15 protein-coding genes and 4 pseudogenes are annotated in these 17,231 nt (G+C 38.2%); 1 reads left to right on the forward strand and 18 read right to left on the reverse strand.

What is annotated here, in order from left to right; all coding sequences use genetic code 11:
- Nucleotides 1-47: 47 nt before the first annotated feature.
- From NSQ44_RS17015 to NSQ44_RS19110, 6 genes and pseudogenes are all read right to left on the reverse strand, one after another.
- On the reverse strand, nucleotides 48-794 hold the full coding sequence (locus tag NSQ44_RS17015) for an HIRAN domain-containing protein (protein WP_091705233.1): 747 nt from the start codon (nucleotides 792-794) through the stop codon (nucleotides 48-50).
- A 1-nt stretch (nucleotide 795) separates the two neighbouring features.
- Nucleotides 796-1,668: a HipA domain-containing protein gene (locus NSQ44_RS17020; RefSeq protein WP_340788894.1), complete on the reverse strand. Its 873-nt coding sequence runs from the start codon at nucleotides 1,666-1,668 to the stop codon at nucleotides 796-798.
- A 62-nt stretch (nucleotides 1,669-1,730) separates the two neighbouring features.
- Nucleotides 1,731-2,524: pseudogene (galE, locus tag NSQ44_RS17025) on the reverse strand (UDP-glucose 4-epimerase GalE); the annotation flags it as partial.
- Nucleotides 2,525-2,724: 200 nt separating this feature from the next.
- Nucleotides 2,725-3,123: a hypothetical protein gene (locus NSQ44_RS17030; protein ID WP_340857782.1), complete on the reverse strand. Its 399-nt coding sequence runs from the start codon at nucleotides 3,121-3,123 to the stop codon at nucleotides 2,725-2,727.
- Nucleotides 3,107-4,483, reverse strand: a complete 1,377-nt coding sequence (locus NSQ44_RS17035) for an AAA family ATPase (protein WP_340857783.1) — start codon at nucleotides 4,481-4,483, stop codon at nucleotides 3,107-3,109. Before NSQ44_RS17035 ends, NSQ44_RS17030 begins: the two co-directional genes overlap by 17 nt.
- Before the next feature lie 352 nt (nucleotides 4,484-4,835).
- Nucleotides 4,836-5,013 (reverse strand): annotated as a pseudogene (locus NSQ44_RS19110) (IS3 family transposase); the annotation flags it as partial.
- Between the two features lie 257 nt (nucleotides 5,014-5,270).
- Between NSQ44_RS19110 and NSQ44_RS17040 the strand changes: the two are divergent.
- Complete coding sequence (locus NSQ44_RS17040) at nucleotides 5,271-6,809, forward strand: amidase (RefSeq protein WP_327848442.1); 1,539 nt, start codon at nucleotides 5,271-5,273, stop codon at nucleotides 6,807-6,809.
- 283 nt (nucleotides 6,810-7,092) lie between these two features.
- Here the strand turns inward: NSQ44_RS17040 and NSQ44_RS19115 are convergent, their stop codons facing one another.
- From NSQ44_RS19115 to NSQ44_RS17090, 12 genes and pseudogenes are all read right to left on the reverse strand, one after another.
- Nucleotides 7,093-7,281: an IS3 family transposase gene (locus NSQ44_RS19115; protein ID WP_327848440.1), complete on the reverse strand. Its 189-nt coding sequence runs from the start codon at nucleotides 7,279-7,281 to the stop codon at nucleotides 7,093-7,095.
- Nucleotides 7,274-8,535, reverse strand: a pseudogene (locus NSQ44_RS17045) (YifB family Mg chelatase-like AAA ATPase); the annotation flags it as partial. The pseudogene NSQ44_RS17045 and the gene NSQ44_RS19115, both read right to left, overlap by 8 nt.
- Before the next feature lie 123 nt (nucleotides 8,536-8,658).
- Nucleotides 8,659-8,937: pseudogene (locus NSQ44_RS17050) on the reverse strand (magnesium chelatase domain-containing protein); the annotation flags it as partial.
- Nucleotides 8,938-9,005: 68 nt separating this feature from the next.
- Complete coding sequence (locus NSQ44_RS17055) at nucleotides 9,006-9,149, reverse strand: ATP-binding protein (RefSeq protein WP_340857784.1); 144 nt, start codon at nucleotides 9,147-9,149, stop codon at nucleotides 9,006-9,008.
- 66 nt (nucleotides 9,150-9,215) lie between these two features.
- Nucleotides 9,216-10,205, reverse strand: a complete 990-nt coding sequence (galE, locus tag NSQ44_RS17060) for a UDP-glucose 4-epimerase GalE (protein ID WP_340857785.1) — start codon at nucleotides 10,203-10,205, stop codon at nucleotides 9,216-9,218.
- Between the two features lie 290 nt (nucleotides 10,206-10,495).
- A complete protein-coding gene (locus NSQ44_RS17065) occupies nucleotides 10,496-11,869 on the reverse strand; it encodes a sugar phosphate nucleotidyltransferase (protein ID WP_340857786.1) in 1,374 nt (457 codons plus the stop codon).
- A gap of 30 nt (nucleotides 11,870-11,899) precedes the next feature.
- Complete coding sequence (locus NSQ44_RS17070; RefSeq protein ID WP_340857788.1) at nucleotides 11,900-13,048, reverse strand: DegT/DnrJ/EryC1/StrS family aminotransferase; 1,149 nt, start codon at nucleotides 13,046-13,048, stop codon at nucleotides 11,900-11,902.
- A 34-nt stretch (nucleotides 13,049-13,082) separates the two neighbouring features.
- The gene (locus NSQ44_RS17075; protein WP_066249387.1) at nucleotides 13,083-13,712 is read right to left on the reverse strand and encodes an acetyltransferase; all 630 of its coding nucleotides are present in this window, start codon (nucleotides 13,710-13,712) and stop codon (nucleotides 13,083-13,085) included.
- Between the two features lie 16 nt (nucleotides 13,713-13,728).
- On the reverse strand, nucleotides 13,729-14,886 hold the full coding sequence (gene neuC / locus NSQ44_RS17080) for a UDP-N-acetylglucosamine 2-epimerase (RefSeq protein ID WP_340857790.1): 1,158 nt from the start codon (nucleotides 14,884-14,886) through the stop codon (nucleotides 13,729-13,731).
- Nucleotides 14,883-15,923: an N-acetylneuraminate synthase gene (gene neuB, locus NSQ44_RS17085; protein WP_066249394.1), complete on the reverse strand. Its 1,041-nt coding sequence runs from the start codon at nucleotides 15,921-15,923 to the stop codon at nucleotides 14,883-14,885. Before neuB ends, neuC begins: the two co-directional genes overlap by 4 nt.
- Nucleotides 15,924-15,941: 18 nt before the next feature.
- Nucleotides 15,942-16,022 carry an SDR family oxidoreductase gene (locus NSQ44_RS19120; RefSeq protein ID WP_445659541.1) on the reverse strand — a complete coding sequence of 27 codons (81 nt, stop codon included), beginning with the start codon at nucleotides 16,020-16,022 and terminating at the stop codon, nucleotides 15,942-15,944.
- A 199-nt stretch (nucleotides 16,023-16,221) separates the two neighbouring features.
- Nucleotides 16,222-16,911 (reverse strand): acylneuraminate cytidylyltransferase family protein, encoded by a 690-nt coding sequence (locus NSQ44_RS17090; RefSeq protein WP_340857791.1) that lies wholly within the window; start codon nucleotides 16,909-16,911, stop codon nucleotides 16,222-16,224.
- Nucleotides 16,912-17,231: the final 320 nt, after the last annotated feature.

A 17,231-nucleotide genomic window follows, 5' to 3' on the forward strand; every position in this document is an offset into this window, starting at 1 on the left:
TCCCCCCTAATGTTAAATCTTTGACAAACTTCGAAGCACGGCAGGTATTATCCCATAACAGGGGCTAATTCATCCAATGTTGCACCTTGGAAAGAAGGAATCTCGCACTCAAAGGCTACTTTCAGCCACCAATGAGGTGTTGATTTTTCATTCATATACACAACACGAACAGAAGGGTTCACTCCATTTTCTAACAAGGAAAAGATGGCCTTACTATAAAAAGCCGGAACATATCCAAGCTTCTTCCCCCCATGAGTGTAAATAGCAACAGCATGAGGGTCATAAGCGTTTGTTGGTTCTTGTACTAATTTCAACGTTTCGTTAATGGCCAGCCATGTTGCCCAATTTTGAGGAAGATTTTGATGGCGCATGCCATGAACAAAAAAGCTGACGCGCAGCTTGCCATCGTTTTCAAGACGCAGCGGCTGCTCAAAAGAATAAGTGTCGCTGGCTAACCGCCCACGTGTTTGTTGAAGCAAGTCCATCTTAGTGGAATTCTCATCCAGACCTAAATCGGACAAAATGGCTTTAAAATCCGCACGATCTGGTGACGGCAATCGGCGTTCAAACGCCGGAAACAGCTCCTTTGATCGATATATTTTAGTTGGGTCTGGGAAAGCTGGATGCAACATATACCCGTTATTCAATGCATCTTTCAGTTTTCCGTGACCAGAGGCATTATAGGTGTAAGTGAACTCATAATAGCCATCATAATGAGAAAGAGTTCCTATATGATAAAAAGAACGGGTTTTGGGATTTTGCCAAACCACTAAAAGTGTATGAACTTTTTTCATGTTATTGATCACCCCTTCCAATCCACTCCAATATTTTCTTTCTTCGAAAAGGCACTATACTCAATAACCAGTCTTTTTGTGCCTCGCTAAAAATATCTAATGATTGAATAAAATCAGAATACCTTATTAAATCAAATTCAACTAACTTTTGGATACTTTGATGAAACTCATCTGTAAAGTTTTTACTAATATATGTTAACAAGTCTTTAGCTTTGACTTTTTTCTTTTCAAATATACCCGCCTTAACCTTTGTTTTCTCGGTATATTTGTTCATTTCTTGGGGATTCGAAACCATTTGCATGAGCTTTTCATCATCAAATCGAAAACCTAAGGAAGCACCGTTATCATAAATGGGGGAGAACTTTGCTCCTGTTTCGAGAAATAGTAATTTCCAATTAAATGGATGCCTATCTTGATTGCCAATAAGAATATCAAACAATTGCATATCTATAAATTCTGATTTTATGGCCTTCCAATATGCAAACTCCCTCATTATTTTGAATCCAGCATCAATAAGTTCCATGCCCTTCAATGAGGATTCTTGGAGCTTCGTATAATCATCTACTAGTGCTGATAATAAAACTCCGCCTTCTTCAGCCATTTTTGCATCATATTCTTTTACAAAATTTCGCAGAAGACATCCTCTTCTACCGTTCCTAGTTACAATTTCTACCTTCATCATTTCCAAACCAAATATAGCTCCAATTTCAGCGGCAATTAATTCTGTAATATCCTCCCAAGAAACTCCTTCTTTAAATTGTCGAGGATATTTTATAAGATAATGTATTTTCTCTGGAGATATCAATTCCTCTTTCTCCAATGTACTTTTTCTACCATATCCGATCCGTTCCCAATCACTAACATCTCTCAACAATGCTAATCGTTCCTTTTTGTATAAATCTTATATTCATTTTAACATAAATTTGATACAAACTGTTCATCAGTAGTTTCTATCACTTCTTTAACGGAATAACCTAAGCCGTTTCCGAGATTGTAAATGGCAGTTTTCTTTTTACCCGTCAACAATGCTGCAAGCGCTAAAATATGCGCTTTCGCTAGGTCAGTGACATGAATATAGTCACGAATGCATGTTCCGTCCGCCGTACCATAGTCCGTACCGAAGACAGAAATTTTGTCGCGCTGGCCTAACAAATGCTGTAAAACAATCGGGATTAAATGCGTTTCTGGGTCATGGTCTTCGCCAATTTCCCCCGACTCGTGCGCCCCAGCCGCATTAAAGTAGCGAAGGACGACATAGTTCAACCCATACGCAGAAGCAAAATCCGCTAAAATTTGCTCGATCATCAACTTTGAACGGCCGTATGGATTAATTGGATTTGTTGGGCAATCTTCCGTAATCAATTCGACATTCGGAATTCCATACGTTGCCGCAGTAGACGAAAAAATAAAGTTTTTCACATTATATTTCAACATTGTTTCTAGCAACGTTAATGTAGCAGCAACGTTGTTTTGATAATATTTCAGCGGATTCACCACTGATTCGCCGACTAAGCTGTTCGCCGCAAAATGCATGACAGCTTGAATCGGGTATTTTTCAAAAATCGGTTCAAGATCCGCTTTGTTCCCTAAATCTCCTTGAACAAACACCGCTCGTTCATCAACTAAATAGCGATGACCGGTCGATAAGTTGCAGCACAGCGACCTTTTTCTATGCAACAGCTCTTTCATCCCGTGGCTGCCCTGCCAATGTAGCCAGCACCATCGATGATGAAAACTACTAAACTTTTAATCAATCATAGACACTCTTCATCTATTTCCACTTCGAAACAACCGATTCTAAAAATACGGTTGCGCATATCGTTTTTACGTCCTTCATGAAAGTGCCTTTATATTTTTTTAAAGAAAAACGGATTTGTTGTCCTTCCAAATGTCTTTGTAACCCAGCTGTTCTTTTCTGAGGATTTTTTTCCTAATTGTACACAACGTAATATACTTTATCTATTTTGACGATGTCATGAAATGATATAGAAGGATCATGTTCTTTTATCATTTCATATAGACCTATAAAAGGTCCCTCGATTGCCTTCAATCTGAGGCTTTGCCGTTCTTTTTTATCAATTTTGCCGTTCTTAAATTCTACAAAAAGTAATTGATTGTCTTGAATATGAAGAAGGTCGGGGGATTTTAATGCATCTTCCCCCTTTTTACTTGCTAAATCTTGAATAGCATTATCAAATGCTAAACAAACAAATGGAGAAGAACAAAGACTTTCGTTATTTTGATCATCCCTGCTGATGTCCTCGATGGATTGAAAAAATTCTCTGTATTTGTTTTGCAATAGTGCTTTTAACTCATCTATCTTCATCATCCTGCAATGTCTCCTCTTCTAATTGGTGAAAAGGTTCTGTCAATAGCTGAAAAACTTCCTCGAGCTGATTCGTAACATCTCGAATGACAGATGAAGACGTGCTAATTTTTTGGGCATGATAAAATTTCATATCCTCTTCAAGCCCCTTTTGGTCACTATAAACTTTAAGAGCTTCGATAAAATATGGACTATGGGAATTTACTAATATATGGACCCCTTCGCTTTTGGCTAGCTCGACCAAAATTCGCGCATACTCTATTTGCCAGCTAGGATGCAAGTGAACTTCAGGTTCATCAATGATAAGAAGCGTTCTCTTCGTCAACCATCCCGACTGCAACAACAATTGAAAAATTCCCAGCGCTTTAATTCCTGTGGCTGTATTCATTAATGCAAACTTTTCTTCCTGCCCGCCTGACCGTTGAAAAACAAATTCATCTTCCATCTCTTTATAATACATTTTCCCGCCCATTAAGCTCTCAAGTTGAGAATGATATAGTGAATTTTCACTTGCATCTTTCGCAATATGTTCTGACATCGAAAACATTTGCGGATTTTTCGATTTCAACTTTTCAAATAAATCTTTTAAATGATATGGAATGCTTTGGTCCCGATTTGTTCTTTGCATTAGGCGTCTAGCCATAAATCGTTGCAGCAAATCGATAAAGTAAAATACAAATGGAGATTCAATATAAATAACATCCTTATAGTAGAGAGGATCTCCCAACTTAAATTCCGTCAAACGATTGTTTTTTAAAGCCAGGCGAAGAATTTCTTGATGATTTTCCGTAATCGAAACAAGCGATTCAGCGTTTTCATTGTTAAGACGTGAAATGGATTTTTGAAATTCGCTTCTCATCACCATTTCCACTGCTTCTTGCTTTATTTTTTCCTCATCACGAGCAACATTCAAAAAGTCAATGGTTTCCGTGAGCATATCCGCTAATAGGTTCTTTCCTTCTTCATCTAAGTGCAAATGTTCTAATTTCAATAGACGCTTCTCAATTGTTGCTGTTAATTTCTCCGTCACATTTTCACCAGAATTAAGCCAATGCGATAATTCATGTTGAAATTCCACTCCAAAAAACAAACGATCTTCGTCAGATAAACGAATTAAGCGGCGAAGCCTGAAATAAAACAGTTCTGCTTGATTTAATAAATAATGGGTGCGGTCTTGTTCAAACATTTCCTCAAAATGATTAAGCGCATAGACAATCGAAAATAACAATTTGCCAACGGTGCTTTTTCCAGTATCATTTTCGCCCGCAATGCATACTAAGCCATTTAACTCAATTTCTGCTTTTTCAACCATACCAATATTAGTGAATGTCAGTTTCACCATCATCACTCCAATAAATATCATACATTTAACATCATCATAATATAAACTGTATAATGATTTCTATTCCTTTGAACATTGTCCACTACCCATTTTCTCCACATGACATGAAAATCAAACGCGACAGCTTTGCAAGCATACACTATACATTACACCCTTTTACTGTTGATCATTGGATTTAAGTCAATATTTTGGACACCAATAAGTGAAATTTAATTTTGATCTCATTGACATCGCTGGTCGCTTGACATGGAGCCTCTGCGGGCGTGGTGTTATGCGAAGGGCGAAAGGGGCAATAATTTCTTTCGCATGGCAAACAAGCCTACCACACCCGCCACTCCATGTAAAGCGGATGTTTGTAAAATTGTGAAGAGCACTACGCTGCCCCTTTGATACTGTCTTCTGTTTCTTGTGACGTCATATAGCCCAGGCAGCTATGAATCCGTTTCCGATTGTACCAGTTGTACCAGCCTTATAAATTCGAATAAGGCCCTTCTGGCAGCTTGAAAGTTTAAATAGTTGACTCTGTAGATCTCTTCCTTTTTCAGAATTGCGAGGTTGTTATATTGACCTATGTTTCATCTAATTAAAATTAAGGCAGGGTTTACTGATCTTAAACGTTCGGGTTATTGGATTGCCAACGTCAAACATTAGCACACATTTCTTGATTTTTCAAATTTTTATGTAAGATGATCTGCCAAGTTAATACAGTGAGTTTTATATATGTAATAAAATTAAGTCAATCCAAATAATAGGATTTTAAATTTGTATTAGGGAATATAAAAATAAAAACAAAGAGGTGTTATTACAATTGGAAAAAAGTACTTTATTAAAATCTGTTGGCGAAGGTTTCCGATTTGAAGAAGTGACTGTAGACGAACTCATAGCCGGTTACAAAAATCGTGAATACACAGTTCAAGAGGTTGTTCAATCCTATTTAAATAGAATTGAACAATTTGAAAAAATTTATAACGCATTCACCTTCATGAACCCTAATGCTTTGGAAGACGCGAAAGAAATGGATCGTCTGTATGAAGAAAGAGCTGAACTTGGACCACTGGCAGGGATTCCAATTGTTATAAAAGAAGCGGTGGATATGGCAGGATATCCATCGACATTTGGCTGGACACCTTTTTGTAAAAAAGCAGGCGGGATCGAATTAATGCCAACAAAGGATGCCCCGGTTGTAACAAGACTTAAAGAAGCGGGAGCGATTATTCTTGGTAAGACTAATATTCCTGCTTTTAGTTGTGCTTATAATGCAAACAATAGCTGGGACGGTCCGACATATAACGCAGTAAATCGGTCGATTTCACCAGGCGGAAGCAGCAGTGGTACGGCGACTGCTGTATCAGGAAACTTAGCTGTGCTGGGCGTCGCCGAAGAAACGGCCGGATCCATTCAAGTTCCTGCAGCAGCTCAAGCCTTAGTTGGAATTAAACCTTCCTTCGGATTAATCCCAACAACTGGGGTGACACCTCTTGCCGGCAGTACTCGGGATGTCTTGGGACCGCACGCTCGTACTGTCCAAGACGCTGCAATTATGCTGAGTGTGATGGCTGGGTATTCAAAAGAAGATCCTAAAACAATTGCTGCAATCGGGAATATTCCTAAAGAAGGCTACACTGCTTTTCTTAATAAAAATTATCTAAAAGGCAAACGCGTCGGCTTGTACGGACCGGGATGGCGTACACAGGAACTCTCTGATGAAACAAAAAAGCTTTATGCTTCTGCCATTGAAATGCTAAAAGCACAAGGTGCAGAGGTAGTTGAAGATCCGTTTGCCGGAACAGGGCTCGCTGAGTATGTTTCATCCAAAAATACTTTCTTAGGAATGGAAACTTTTTTTTATGACCTTGAAAAGTACATAAAAAATCTGGATCCAGAGGATAAAACCCTTTCCATTAAAACTGTATTCGACAAAGCGGGGGCGGTCCCATGGACAGAAGATGGACCACTTGCTTTAGTTTCGGATTTTGTCAATGAAGAGAAAGCTATGGCAGATCATAGTGTTTTACCAGATTTGACAGAATTCAATGAAGTGAAAGGTGAATTGCTCCGAATTATCTATCAAGTGATGGAGGACCAACAGCTTGACGGATTTGTATATCCTCAAATGCCGACTGCAATTCCAAACATCCAAGAGGAAAATATACAATCAACAACAATATCAGAAATAAATATCAGCGGTTTACCATTGATCACAGTTCCAGCTGGCTATTACGAAAACGGATCCCCGTTCGCCTTAGCCTTCTTTGGAAAAATGTGGAGCGAAGCCGCACTAATTGGAATGGCCTACGCTTACGAACAAGCCACAAAACACAGAAAGGCCCCTACTTTAATCAGGTAAAAACAGGCGAATCATCTATATAATCCAGATGATTCGCCTGCTTTCTTTATTAAATAAAACGCAGATATAATTGAATACCTCAAAGCAGTCTCTTTTTCAGCAATCAAAACCGTCCCTTCATCCTCCTATGTTAGCCTAACATCGAACAATTGTATTTATAAAATAAGACTCTCTGAAACTTTATTTGAAATAATAATATATTCGATCCTTATATCATCTAATTATTTAAATATATTTCCCTCTTTCTAGTCTCTATCTAGCTAAAGAATATCTATAATCTGCGTTAATAGGATCCAACTCCGTGATAATCGTTATCTGTTTCGACAATGCCATTTTGTAATATCTTGATTCCTACTGTAATAGAGTTTTTCATACGAATCCGTTGATCATTATAAAAACTCACAATATATTCAAATATGCTTTGTTCCGCTTGCTTACGAGTTTGATAGTCTTGAAGAAAAACAACGTTCATTTTGCTTTCTTCTTACTTCTTCCACTTTTTTCCTTATGGTTTCCGAAGATTCCGAAACCCTCGTTTCTTTGGTGAAATCAATGACTTCCAATGGTAATAAAACATCCATCCGGTCATAAATCGGCCCGGAAACACGATTTCGATACGCTTGAATTTGTTTCGGACTACATGTGCAATAGCGCGTTCTTGAGCCTAAATATCCGCACGGACACGGATTCATCGCCCCAAGCAAAATAAAGTCCGCAGGATATGTCACCGTCGACGAAATACGGCTAATCGTCACTTTCCCCGTCTCTAACGGCTGGCGAAGCATATCCAGCGTCTTTTTTGCAAATTCCGCCATTTCATCGAGAAATAAAACACCGCGATGTGCCAGCGACACTTCGCCAGGCTTTGGGTGCGTTCCCCCGCCAATTAAAGAAACCGATGAAGCAGAATGATGCGGATGACGAAAAGGTGGATAGCCACTCTCGATTTTTTCTCCTGCCAGCTGGTACAAACTGATCACCTCTAACTGCGCATTATGAGAAAGACCCGGCAAAATCGACGGAAACGTTTCCGCTAACAAACTTTTCCCGCACCCAGGCGGTCCAACCATTAACACGTTATGTCCGCCTGCCGCTGCGATCTCCAATGCACGCTTTGCTTGATGATGACCAATAATCGATTGAAAATCTCGATGATGCTTTCGAGGGAGTCCATAATTTCAGGAGAGCGAAAAACTGGGGGTAACGAAAGAACACGTTGTCCATGCAGATATTGCACCGTTTCTTCCAACGTCTGAACAAAGATACATTCGAGATCTTTCAAATGATGAAGCGGAAGTGTGGGATCATACGGAAGGTATATTTTTTGAAAACCGAGCTTCTTTGCTGCCAATATCGCAGGAAGCATGCCATCCACCGGCTGAATCGTTCCATCCAACGATAACGAACCTAAAAACGCTGCATCGGAGGAAGCCGGCGCTGTCAGCTTGCCCATTGCCTTCAAAATCCCAATCGCCATCGCCAAATCAAACATCGGGCTATGCTTTTTCCGCTCCGGCGGAGACAAATGAACAACAAGCCTTTTATCAAAAAAGTCGCATCCGAAAGCATAAAGCGAAGCAAGAACACGTTCCTTTGCCTCTTTCACCGATGCATCCGGCAACCCAACAATCACCATCGCCGCAATCCCCGGCACTTCCTGCACCTCCACCTGCACTCGATACCCTTCTAACCCCCTTAACCCAATGCTTAAAATCTTCACCGTCACTCATCCATCCCTCCCAATCACAGAACATTAGTTCTTACCCATTATTGTAATACCCTCCCTTTTATCTTTCAATTACCAATATTTCGACAAATTTCGGGCGGTGACAGGCACCGAACCCGATAACCCGATTGCCTTCAAAATCCCAATCGCCATCGCCAAATCAAACATCGGGCTATGCTTTTTCCTCTCCGGCGGAGACAAATGAACAACAAGCCTTTTATCAAAAAAGTCGCATCCGAAAGCATAAAGCGAAGCAAGAACACGTTCCTTTGCCTCTTTCACCGATGCATCCGGCAACCCAACAATCACCATCGCCGCAATCCCCGGCACTTCCTGCACCTCCACCTGCACTCGATACCCTTCTAACCCCCTTAACCCAATGCTTAAAATCTTCACCGTCACTCATCCATCCCTCCCAATCACAGAACATTAGTTCTTACCCATTATTGTAATACCCTCCCTTTTATCTTTCAATTACCAATATTTCGACAAATTTCGGGCGGTGACAGGCACCGAACCCAAAACCCAACAATTTCATCGAGAAACAAAACACCGCGATGTGCCAGCGACACCTCGCCAGGCTTTGGGTGCGTTCCCCCGCCGACCGCCAGCACAACCCTATTAACCAATTAATAGACCGAATATTCAGTTAACAGCGTCCATAAAAACAAACCGCCCCATCAAGGGCGGCTCGACCATTTGGACCCTTTCCACTGATGCCATTTCCACGCGCTTTCGATGATTTGTTCCAATGAATATTCCGCTTTCCATCCCAACTCTTCATAAATTTTTTGCGAGGATGCGACAAGACGCGCCGGGTCGCCCGGGCGGCGGTCAGTGTATTCGATTACCGCTTTGCGGCCAGTTACTTTCTCACATGTTTCAATCACTTCTTTGACGGAATAGCCTAAGCCGTTGCCAAGGTTGTAAATGGCGGTTTTCTTTTTGCCTGACAATAAAGCTTCCAGCGCTAAAATATGCGCCTTCGCTAAATCGGTGACATGGATATAGTCACGAATGCATGTCCCATCTGGTGTATTATAGTCCGTACCAAAGACAGAAATTTTGTCGCGCTGACCTAACAAATGCTGCAAGACAATCGGGATTAAATGCGTTTCTGGGTTATGGTCTTCGCCAATTTCTCCCGACTCGTGCGCTCCAGCTGCGTTAAAGTAGCGAAGGACGACATAGTTGAGGCCATACGCAGAAGCAAAATCCGCTAAAATTTGTTCGATCATCAACTTTGAACGGCCGTATGGGTTAATTGGATTTGTTGGGCAATCTTCCATAATTAATTCGACATTCGGAATCCCATACGTTGCCGCAGTAGACGAAAAAATAAAGTTTTTCACATTATATTTCAACATTGTTTCTAGCAACGTTAATGTAGCAGCAACGTTGTTTTGATAATATTTCAGCGGATTCACCACTGATTCGCCGACTAAGCTGTTCGCCGCAAAATGCATGACAGCTTGAATCGGGTATTTTTCAAAAATCGGTTCTAGATCCGCTTTGTTCCCTAAATCCCCTTGCACAAACACCGCACGACCATCCACTAAATACCGATGACCGGTCGAGAAGTTATCAAGCACAATTACTTGCTCTTTTTCCACTAACTCTTTCACAAAATGACTGCCGATATAACCGGCTCCGCCAACAACGAGAATCATATACAATCCCCCAATTTAATACGTTAACTATTTGATGGACTATTGTTATGACTGAGTTTTCTAATGCGGAAACAAGTTCTTCGCTCTCTTGTATGGATGCGCTGAAATAACCAACACTTTCCCGTTTGCTCAGAAGGAATGTCATATCCGTACAAATCCCGCAATTTCGTACCGCACCAGATGCATTCCTAGAAAACAGAGTGCATGAAAATCGATTAAAACCCTTCTTTTTCTTTTACTAACAAAAAAGAAGCTGCTAGAAGAAACACATCCTTCTAGCAGCCAATAAATCATTTACTCGCAGAGAAGCAATTTGCTTCTACTTCTTCCCATGTCATATAAATACGAACAATATCTTCTTCAATTAACTCCGTTCCTGTTTGCACTTCGATAAATTCTAAATCAGTAATCGCTTTAATTCCATGTTTCGCACCGACAGGAATTTCAAGCACATCCCCCGGCTTCACACGGCGAATTTCTCCGTTAAAAGCAAATTCTCCTTCACCTTTAATGATGGTCCACACTTCACTGCGATGATAATGCATTTGATAACTTAAATTTTTCCCTGCTGTAACGCCAATTCGTTTTGTTAATACTTCTCGTCCATCTTCAAACCTTGTATAATCTAATACCCGATACCAGCCCCAGCGGCGTTCTTCATACATTGGACGCTGATCAAAGTCGCTTACAAGTTCTTTAATTTTTGGACTTGCTGCTTTATCAGAAACTAAAATTCCATCCGGACTCACAGCAACAATAGCGTTGGACACTCCTAATACAGTAACTGGAATATCGAGTTCATTAATTAAGTGAGTATTTTCTGAAGCAGCAATAACACCTTTACCGATTTGGTTTGTTGCCATTTCCTCTGTTAACGTGTTCCACGTACCAAGGTCTTTCCAATAGCCATCATATGGTAACACGACAATATGTTGCGCTTTTTCAACTACCTCATAATCGAAACTAATCTTTGGAAGCTTATGATATTGTTTTGACAATTCATCATATTGAATCGGAAGTCCCTTTTCTTTTAATAAAGAAATCATATAATCCAACTTAAAAGCAAAAACTCCACAGTTCCAAAGCGCACCTTGTCTAATTAATTCTTTGGCTTTTTCTTCCGTTGGTTTTTCCGTAAAATGGCTTACTCTTAAATAATCACTATCACTAGATTTGGAAGCTGGAACAATATAACCGTACTTCGCAGACGGATACGTTGGCTCGACACCGATTAACGCCAAATCAGTCCCACTTGCGAGTACGGTTTCTTCTAAATCTTTTACTCGATGAAAAAAGCGATCCTCTACATAAGGATCGACAGGTAACACCGTAATTACTTCATCTAAACGAATTCCTTCTACGCTATACAAGTAAACCGATGCTAGAGCAATCGCTGGAAACGTATCGCGCCGCATCGGTTCAATAATAATCGGTACATCTTGTCCTAATTGGCTTTGAATCATATCGACTTGGGATTTGCTTGTCGCAATCACAGCGGAATCAGCTAGACCGACATTTCCTAACTGACCCCATACGCGCTGCACCATCGACTGCAGCTCGCCGTTTTGATTTTCTAACACTTTTAAAAATTGCTTAGAGCGCGCATCGTTAGATAAAGGCCAAAGGCGTTTGCCCGAGCCGCCGGAGAGTAAAACTAATTTCATTGTCTCCTCCCTTTTTCAATATCAAAGAAATTATTTTCGATAAATAGCCTTTTTAAAAGCCCAAATAACTCTGGCCTGTTGGTCTGGCGTCATATTTGACCCGGAAGGTAAACATATACCATTTTCAAACAAAGCTTCTGATACACTATAATTTTCATGATGAGGATAGTATTTTATCTCTTCAAACAATGGTTGAATATGAAGTGGTTTCCATACACGTCTAGCTTCTATGTTTTCTTCAGATAAGTAATTGATTATTTCTACAGGACTAACTCTTAATTTTTCCGGATCAATCGTTAAAGTAGTTAACCATCTATTAGAAACTGTACCTTCTAACTCTGGCATAAAACAAACTCCGTCAATTTGTCCTAACTCTTCAAAATAACGCTGGAAAATAGCTCTCCTTGCCTCTATTCTATGTTCTAATACTTCTAATTGAGCACGTCCAATACCAGCTAAAACATTACTCATTCGATAGTTATAGCCTAATTGGCTATGCTGATAATGGAGAGCTGGATCTCGAGCCTGTGTCGCTAAGAAGCGGGCCTTTTTGAGCGCTTCTATATCATTAGAAACTAGCATTCCTCCTCCAGAGGTAGTAATAATTTTATTTCCGTTAAAAGAATAGATTCCAAACTTTCCAAACGTACCGCTCTTTTTTCCCTTGTATGTAGATCCAAGTGATTCTGCTGCATCTTCAATAACAGGTATATGATATTTATTACATAAACTCAAAATTTCATCCATTTTTGCACTTTGGCCATATAGATTAACCACAATCACTGCTTTAGGTAACTTTTCTTCAAGTTTTGCATCTTCAAGTGCCCTTTCTAATGCAACAGGAGACATGTTCCATGTATCGGGTTCTGAATCAATAAAAACTGGCTCAGCTCCCTGATATAATATAGGGCTAGCACTAGCGATAAATGTAAGAGTTGAACAAAAAACACGATCTCCACTTTTAATATCAAGCAAACGTAATGCTAAATGAATCGCAGCTGTTCCCGAAATAGCTGCAACAGCCCCTTCAATCCCTACATATTCAGCCAATTCTTTTTCAAATGCGTCCACATTAGGACCTAATGGAGCAATCCAATTTGTTTTGAAGGCCTCATCAATATATTTTTGTTCATTACCACTCATATGAGGAGGTGATAAGTAAATTCTCTCTTTTAACATAGAAGACCCTTCCTTATATTAATTATTCTACAAACTAGCAACGTTTTTTTATTACCTTTGCTGGAATCCCAACAGCAACCACTGCCTCAGGAATTGGCTGAGTTACAACAGCCCCAGCCCCAATAATTGAATTGTTTCCAATCGCAATATTAGGAATAATATTGGCCCCTGTTCCAATATGTGCTAATCTACCTATTTGTACGTTTCCAGCTAAATTTGCTCCTGGCGAAACATGAGCATAATCCTCAACTACACAGTCATGTTCTATTATTGCACCTGAATTAATAATAACATGTTTTCCTACATAGGCTGACGAATTAATTACAGCGTTTGGCATAACAACGGTACCTTCTCCAATGAAAGCATTTGAACTAACTACCGCAGATCGATGAATTGCCTTTCCAAATGTAACCTTTAAACAATTTAATCTAGCGGAAATTTTTTCCCTTACTCTATTGTCACCAATAGAAATGATAAACTTCAAATTCCCTTTATACTTTTCTAACAAATAAGGTACATAATTAATATTTCCTAAAACAGGGTACCCTCTTAATTCTTGCAGTAGGGGATTATCATCTATTAGACCTATAACAGTTTCTTTATTTTCTTGTAGTATATCCAAAATAACCTTTGCGTGTCCGCCAGCCCCAATAAGTACATACATATTAGATATTACCCCTTTAATATGCAATAATCTTATTTAAAATAGTATCGTCAATAATCAAATCTTTTATTATTTTAACTATTCTGTCACTAGCTTTCCCATCTCCATATACATTAGATACCTTTGAAACACTTTGCCTAAATGATTCGCTTAAAACTTGGTTTAGCCCTTTTTCTATATCTTCTAAAGCAGTTGTAACGTCTACAACATTACCTGAACGTTCTCTACCTTTCTGTCTATTTCCAATATTTAATACAGGTACATGAAAAGACGCTGCTTCGATAATTCCGGATGATGAATTGCCTATTAATGCTAATGAATGTTTTAAAACTGTTAAATAATCCAGATGATTAAAGTTCTTTATAAATTTAATATTAGACTGTTTATATTCGTTATATACAGCCGTAATCTCTTCTGTTCCATAATCAGAATTTGGTAGAATACAAATAATTGGTTTTTGATGCTTTATTAGTGCATCAAGAACATTTTTAATTTGATCCTTTAATGAGTGAACCTCAGTAGTAACAGGATGATACACTAATAAAAAGTAATTATTCTTCTCAATAAAACCAAGACCATACTTATCTCTAACCTCTTCAAAGGATGGGAGACTTGCCTTAAGAATAGTATCCAATCTTAACGCACCAACTTGATGAATTCTCCATTCATCTTCTCCCATTTTTTTTAATCGTTCAGCGCTTTTGGCCGTAGCCGGGAAATGAATATGAGATAATTTAGAAATAGCATGTCTTACAGATTCATCTATTGAACCAGATACTTCCCCTCCATGAAGATGAGCAACTGGAATATTTAAATGGGATGCTGCAATAGCCGCAGCAAGCATTTCTCCTCGATCACCTAAAACAAACAAAAGATCAGGCTGGTTTGTTTCTAAAACCTGGGTCATTCCAATGATCCCAAGGCCAATTGATCGTGCCATATTTGCAGAAGTAGAACCCTGCAACAAAATGTCTATTGTTCCTATAATTTTATATTTATCTGCCTTAATTTCATTTATTGTATATCCGTAAATAGGAGATAAATGCATTCCTGTGACTATCAATCCAAGCTCTAAAACAGGATCCTTTTCTATTTTTTTTAGTAGAGGGACATAAATTCCATAATCGGCTCTCGTACCTGTAACAACCACAATTTTTTTTACTTTTTTCCTCATAACACATCATCCCAAGTTAGCACTTGATCCTGTTTAAGCTTACGTTTCACCGTTTTTCCTAACAATAGATTATAATACTTTGGTGGTATACCAGTTCCAGGTCTCTTTATTACAAGGTTTTCCTTCGTTATTATATCTCCTGGTTTTAAATCTTGACTAACGACCAAACTTTTTCTTGCTACCTCCTTAGTGTTTTCCTCAGAAGGCATGCATCTTTTTACTCCATCACCTAGACCTTTCTCAATAATTCTAATAGATTTAACTAACTGTTTAAATTCATGAGGTTCCAAAGAAGCTTTATGATCGGGGCCTGGTAAATTCTTATCTAATGTAAAATGTTTCTCTATTATTCTTGCACCTAACGTTACAGCAGCTAATGCTATTTCAATCCCCTCGGTGTGATCAGAATAACCTACTACTTTATTAAATGCTTTTTGAATTGTAACCATTGCTCTTAAATTAACATCCTCGACAGGCGCAGGATAATTGGAGGTACAATGCAATAGGGCAACACTACTTTTATTTATAACTTCTAAAGCTTCCTCAATCTCTCTTAAATTAGACATTCCAGTTGATAAAATAATAGGTAGGCCAAAGTCGTTTATTTTCTTTAAAAAAGGGATATTAGTTAAATCTCCTGATCCAACTTTATAAGCATTAATACCTATTTCTTTTAGAAAGATGGCTGTTTCTTCATCAAATGGTGTAGATAAAAAGTCAATATTTTTTTTCGTACAATATTCTTTTATTATTAAATGGTCTTCACGAGATAACTCTAATTTTTTTAACATTTCCAATTGAGTTTCGTTGGTACCTGTATTGTCTTGTTGATATTTAGCCTTTTCGGCAAACCTTGAAACTAATTTATCACTTTTAAAACTTTGGAATTTTACAGCATCAGCTCCTGCTTCATATGCAGCGTCTATCATCTTAAGAGCTAAATTTAGATCTCCATTATGATTAACACCAATTTCGGCAATAATATAAGTGGAATCACTTCCACCATTCACAACAGTATTAATCTTTTGTTTCCCCATTTTTTTATCACCCCTTTCTTAGGAAGCAGTCCAACCGCCATCTACAACAATATTTTGCCCTGTAATATAATTTGATGAATCAGACGCTAAAAATACCATGTGCTGAATATCCACCTTCTCATCAGTTAATTAGTTTCATAACAATGACGAAAAAACACTTTCTCCTGTAAAAAAACTTCTTTAACTTAATGTAGAGAACAATAAACAATGATCACTTCATTTGTTTTTTTAGCTTGCCTATAATAGACCTCAATTCTATTCTTTAACTAATACACACAACAATAGACATGATAAATACTCATTCATTTCTTTCTAATATATATTCACAAAACTCAAAATCAATTATATCATCTATATCAATAGAACGTTTGCTAGGCATGATATATGGGATAGTTTCAGGGGTTAAAAACGACTGGGTTTTTATTAGCGCTTCCTTTCTCCCTACATATACCGCTCCATTTAGAACATAAGTTTTTTTTATCTTTTGCCTTTGATAAGGGATTTCTCCATTACTATTTAAGGGTTCTAACACACCTCGATTATTTATACGAAACATCCATTCTGGTATAATCTTGCTTTCCATAACAGAAACACAAAAATTGCTTTTGTTTTTTTCACATAAATAAATAGCATTATCAATATCTTCTGCTAGTCTTAACGGCGATGTTGGCTGCAAAACGACAACATATTCATAATCCAAAAAATATTCTAATGCATGAAGTACTGGAGCAATCCCAGGTGTATCATCCTGAGCTAATTCTGAAGGTCTTAAAAACGGGACTTCAGCTCCCCACTTTTTTGCAACTTTCATGATTTCTTCATCATCAGTAGAAACAATAATTTTATCTAAAAAACAAGATTTTTTTGCTTCTTCTATTGTCCATGCAATTAACGGTTTGCCTTTAAGAAGTTTGATATTTTTTTTTGGAATTCCTTTTGAGCCTCCTCGAGCAGGGATAATAGCCAAAATTTTTTTATTATTAATCATTCAAAGACCTCCAAATAATAAGAGTTTATTTTGAAAATCAGGTATTTGTGAAATATTTTTAAAATATATATTCTCTTTTTTGAGGGAGTTAGCACATATATTCCTACATTAACAGAATCTAGTTCACTCGATTTTTAACAAAATCTTATTTCCTCTGCTCTTGCAACTTCACAGGATACCTGATGATTGTATTCTCTTATACAACGTTCCTACAGAATCATCTTCTTCATAGCAACTATTCTGCTTTCTAATAGATTATTTTTGAGAATATTGTCTTAACTTATTTCTTTCCCTGTCTATCCTAGTAATCATATAAAGAA

Source organism: Aeribacillus sp. FSL M8-0254 (assembly GCF_038008845.1).
In the GTDB taxonomy this organism is placed as follows: Bacteria; Bacillota; Bacilli; order Bacillales; family Aeribacillaceae; genus Aeribacillus; species Aeribacillus composti.

Excerpts from the sequence above, each read along its gene's own strand:
- NSQ44_RS17015 (WP_091705233.1), bottom strand. The coding sequence starts at position 794 with ATGAAAAAAGTTCATACACTTTTAGTGGTTTGGCAAAATCCCAAAACC.
- NSQ44_RS17030 (WP_340857782.1), bottom strand. The coding sequence starts at position 3,123 with ATGATGAAGATAGATGAGTTAAAAGCACTATTGCAAAACAAATACAGA.
- NSQ44_RS17035 (WP_340857783.1), bottom strand. The coding sequence starts at position 4,483 with ATGATATTTATTGGAGTGATGATGGTGAAACTGACATTCACTAATATT.
- NSQ44_RS19115 (WP_327848440.1), bottom strand. The coding sequence starts at position 7,281 with ATGAACGTTGTTTTTCTTCAAGACTATCAAACTCGTAAGCAAGCGGAA.
- galE (WP_340857785.1), bottom strand. The coding sequence starts at position 10,205 with ATGATTCTCGTTGTTGGCGGAGCCGGTTATATCGGCAGTCATTTTGTG.
- NSQ44_RS17065 (WP_340857786.1), bottom strand. The coding sequence starts at position 11,869 with ATGAAATTAGTTTTACTCTCCGGCGGCTCGGGCAAACGCCTTTGGCCT.
- NSQ44_RS17070 (WP_340857788.1), bottom strand. The coding sequence starts at position 13,048 with ATGTTAAAAGAGAGAATTTACTTATCACCTCCTCATATGAGTGGTAAT.
- NSQ44_RS17075 (WP_066249387.1), bottom strand. The coding sequence starts at position 13,712 with ATGTATGTACTTATTGGGGCTGGCGGACACGCAAAGGTTATTTTGGAT.
- neuC (WP_340857790.1), bottom strand. The coding sequence starts at position 14,886 with ATGAGGAAAAAAGTAAAAAAAATTGTGGTTGTTACAGGTACGAGAGCC.
- neuB (WP_066249394.1), bottom strand. The coding sequence starts at position 15,923 with ATGGGGAAACAAAAGATTAATACTGTTGTGAATGGTGGAAGTGATTCC.
- NSQ44_RS19120 (WP_445659541.1), bottom strand. The coding sequence starts at position 16,022 with ATGGTATTTTTAGCGTCTGATTCATCAAATTATATTACAGGGCAAAAT.
- NSQ44_RS17090 (WP_340857791.1), bottom strand. The coding sequence starts at position 16,911 with ATGATTAATAATAAAAAAATTTTGGCTATTATCCCTGCTCGAGGAGGC.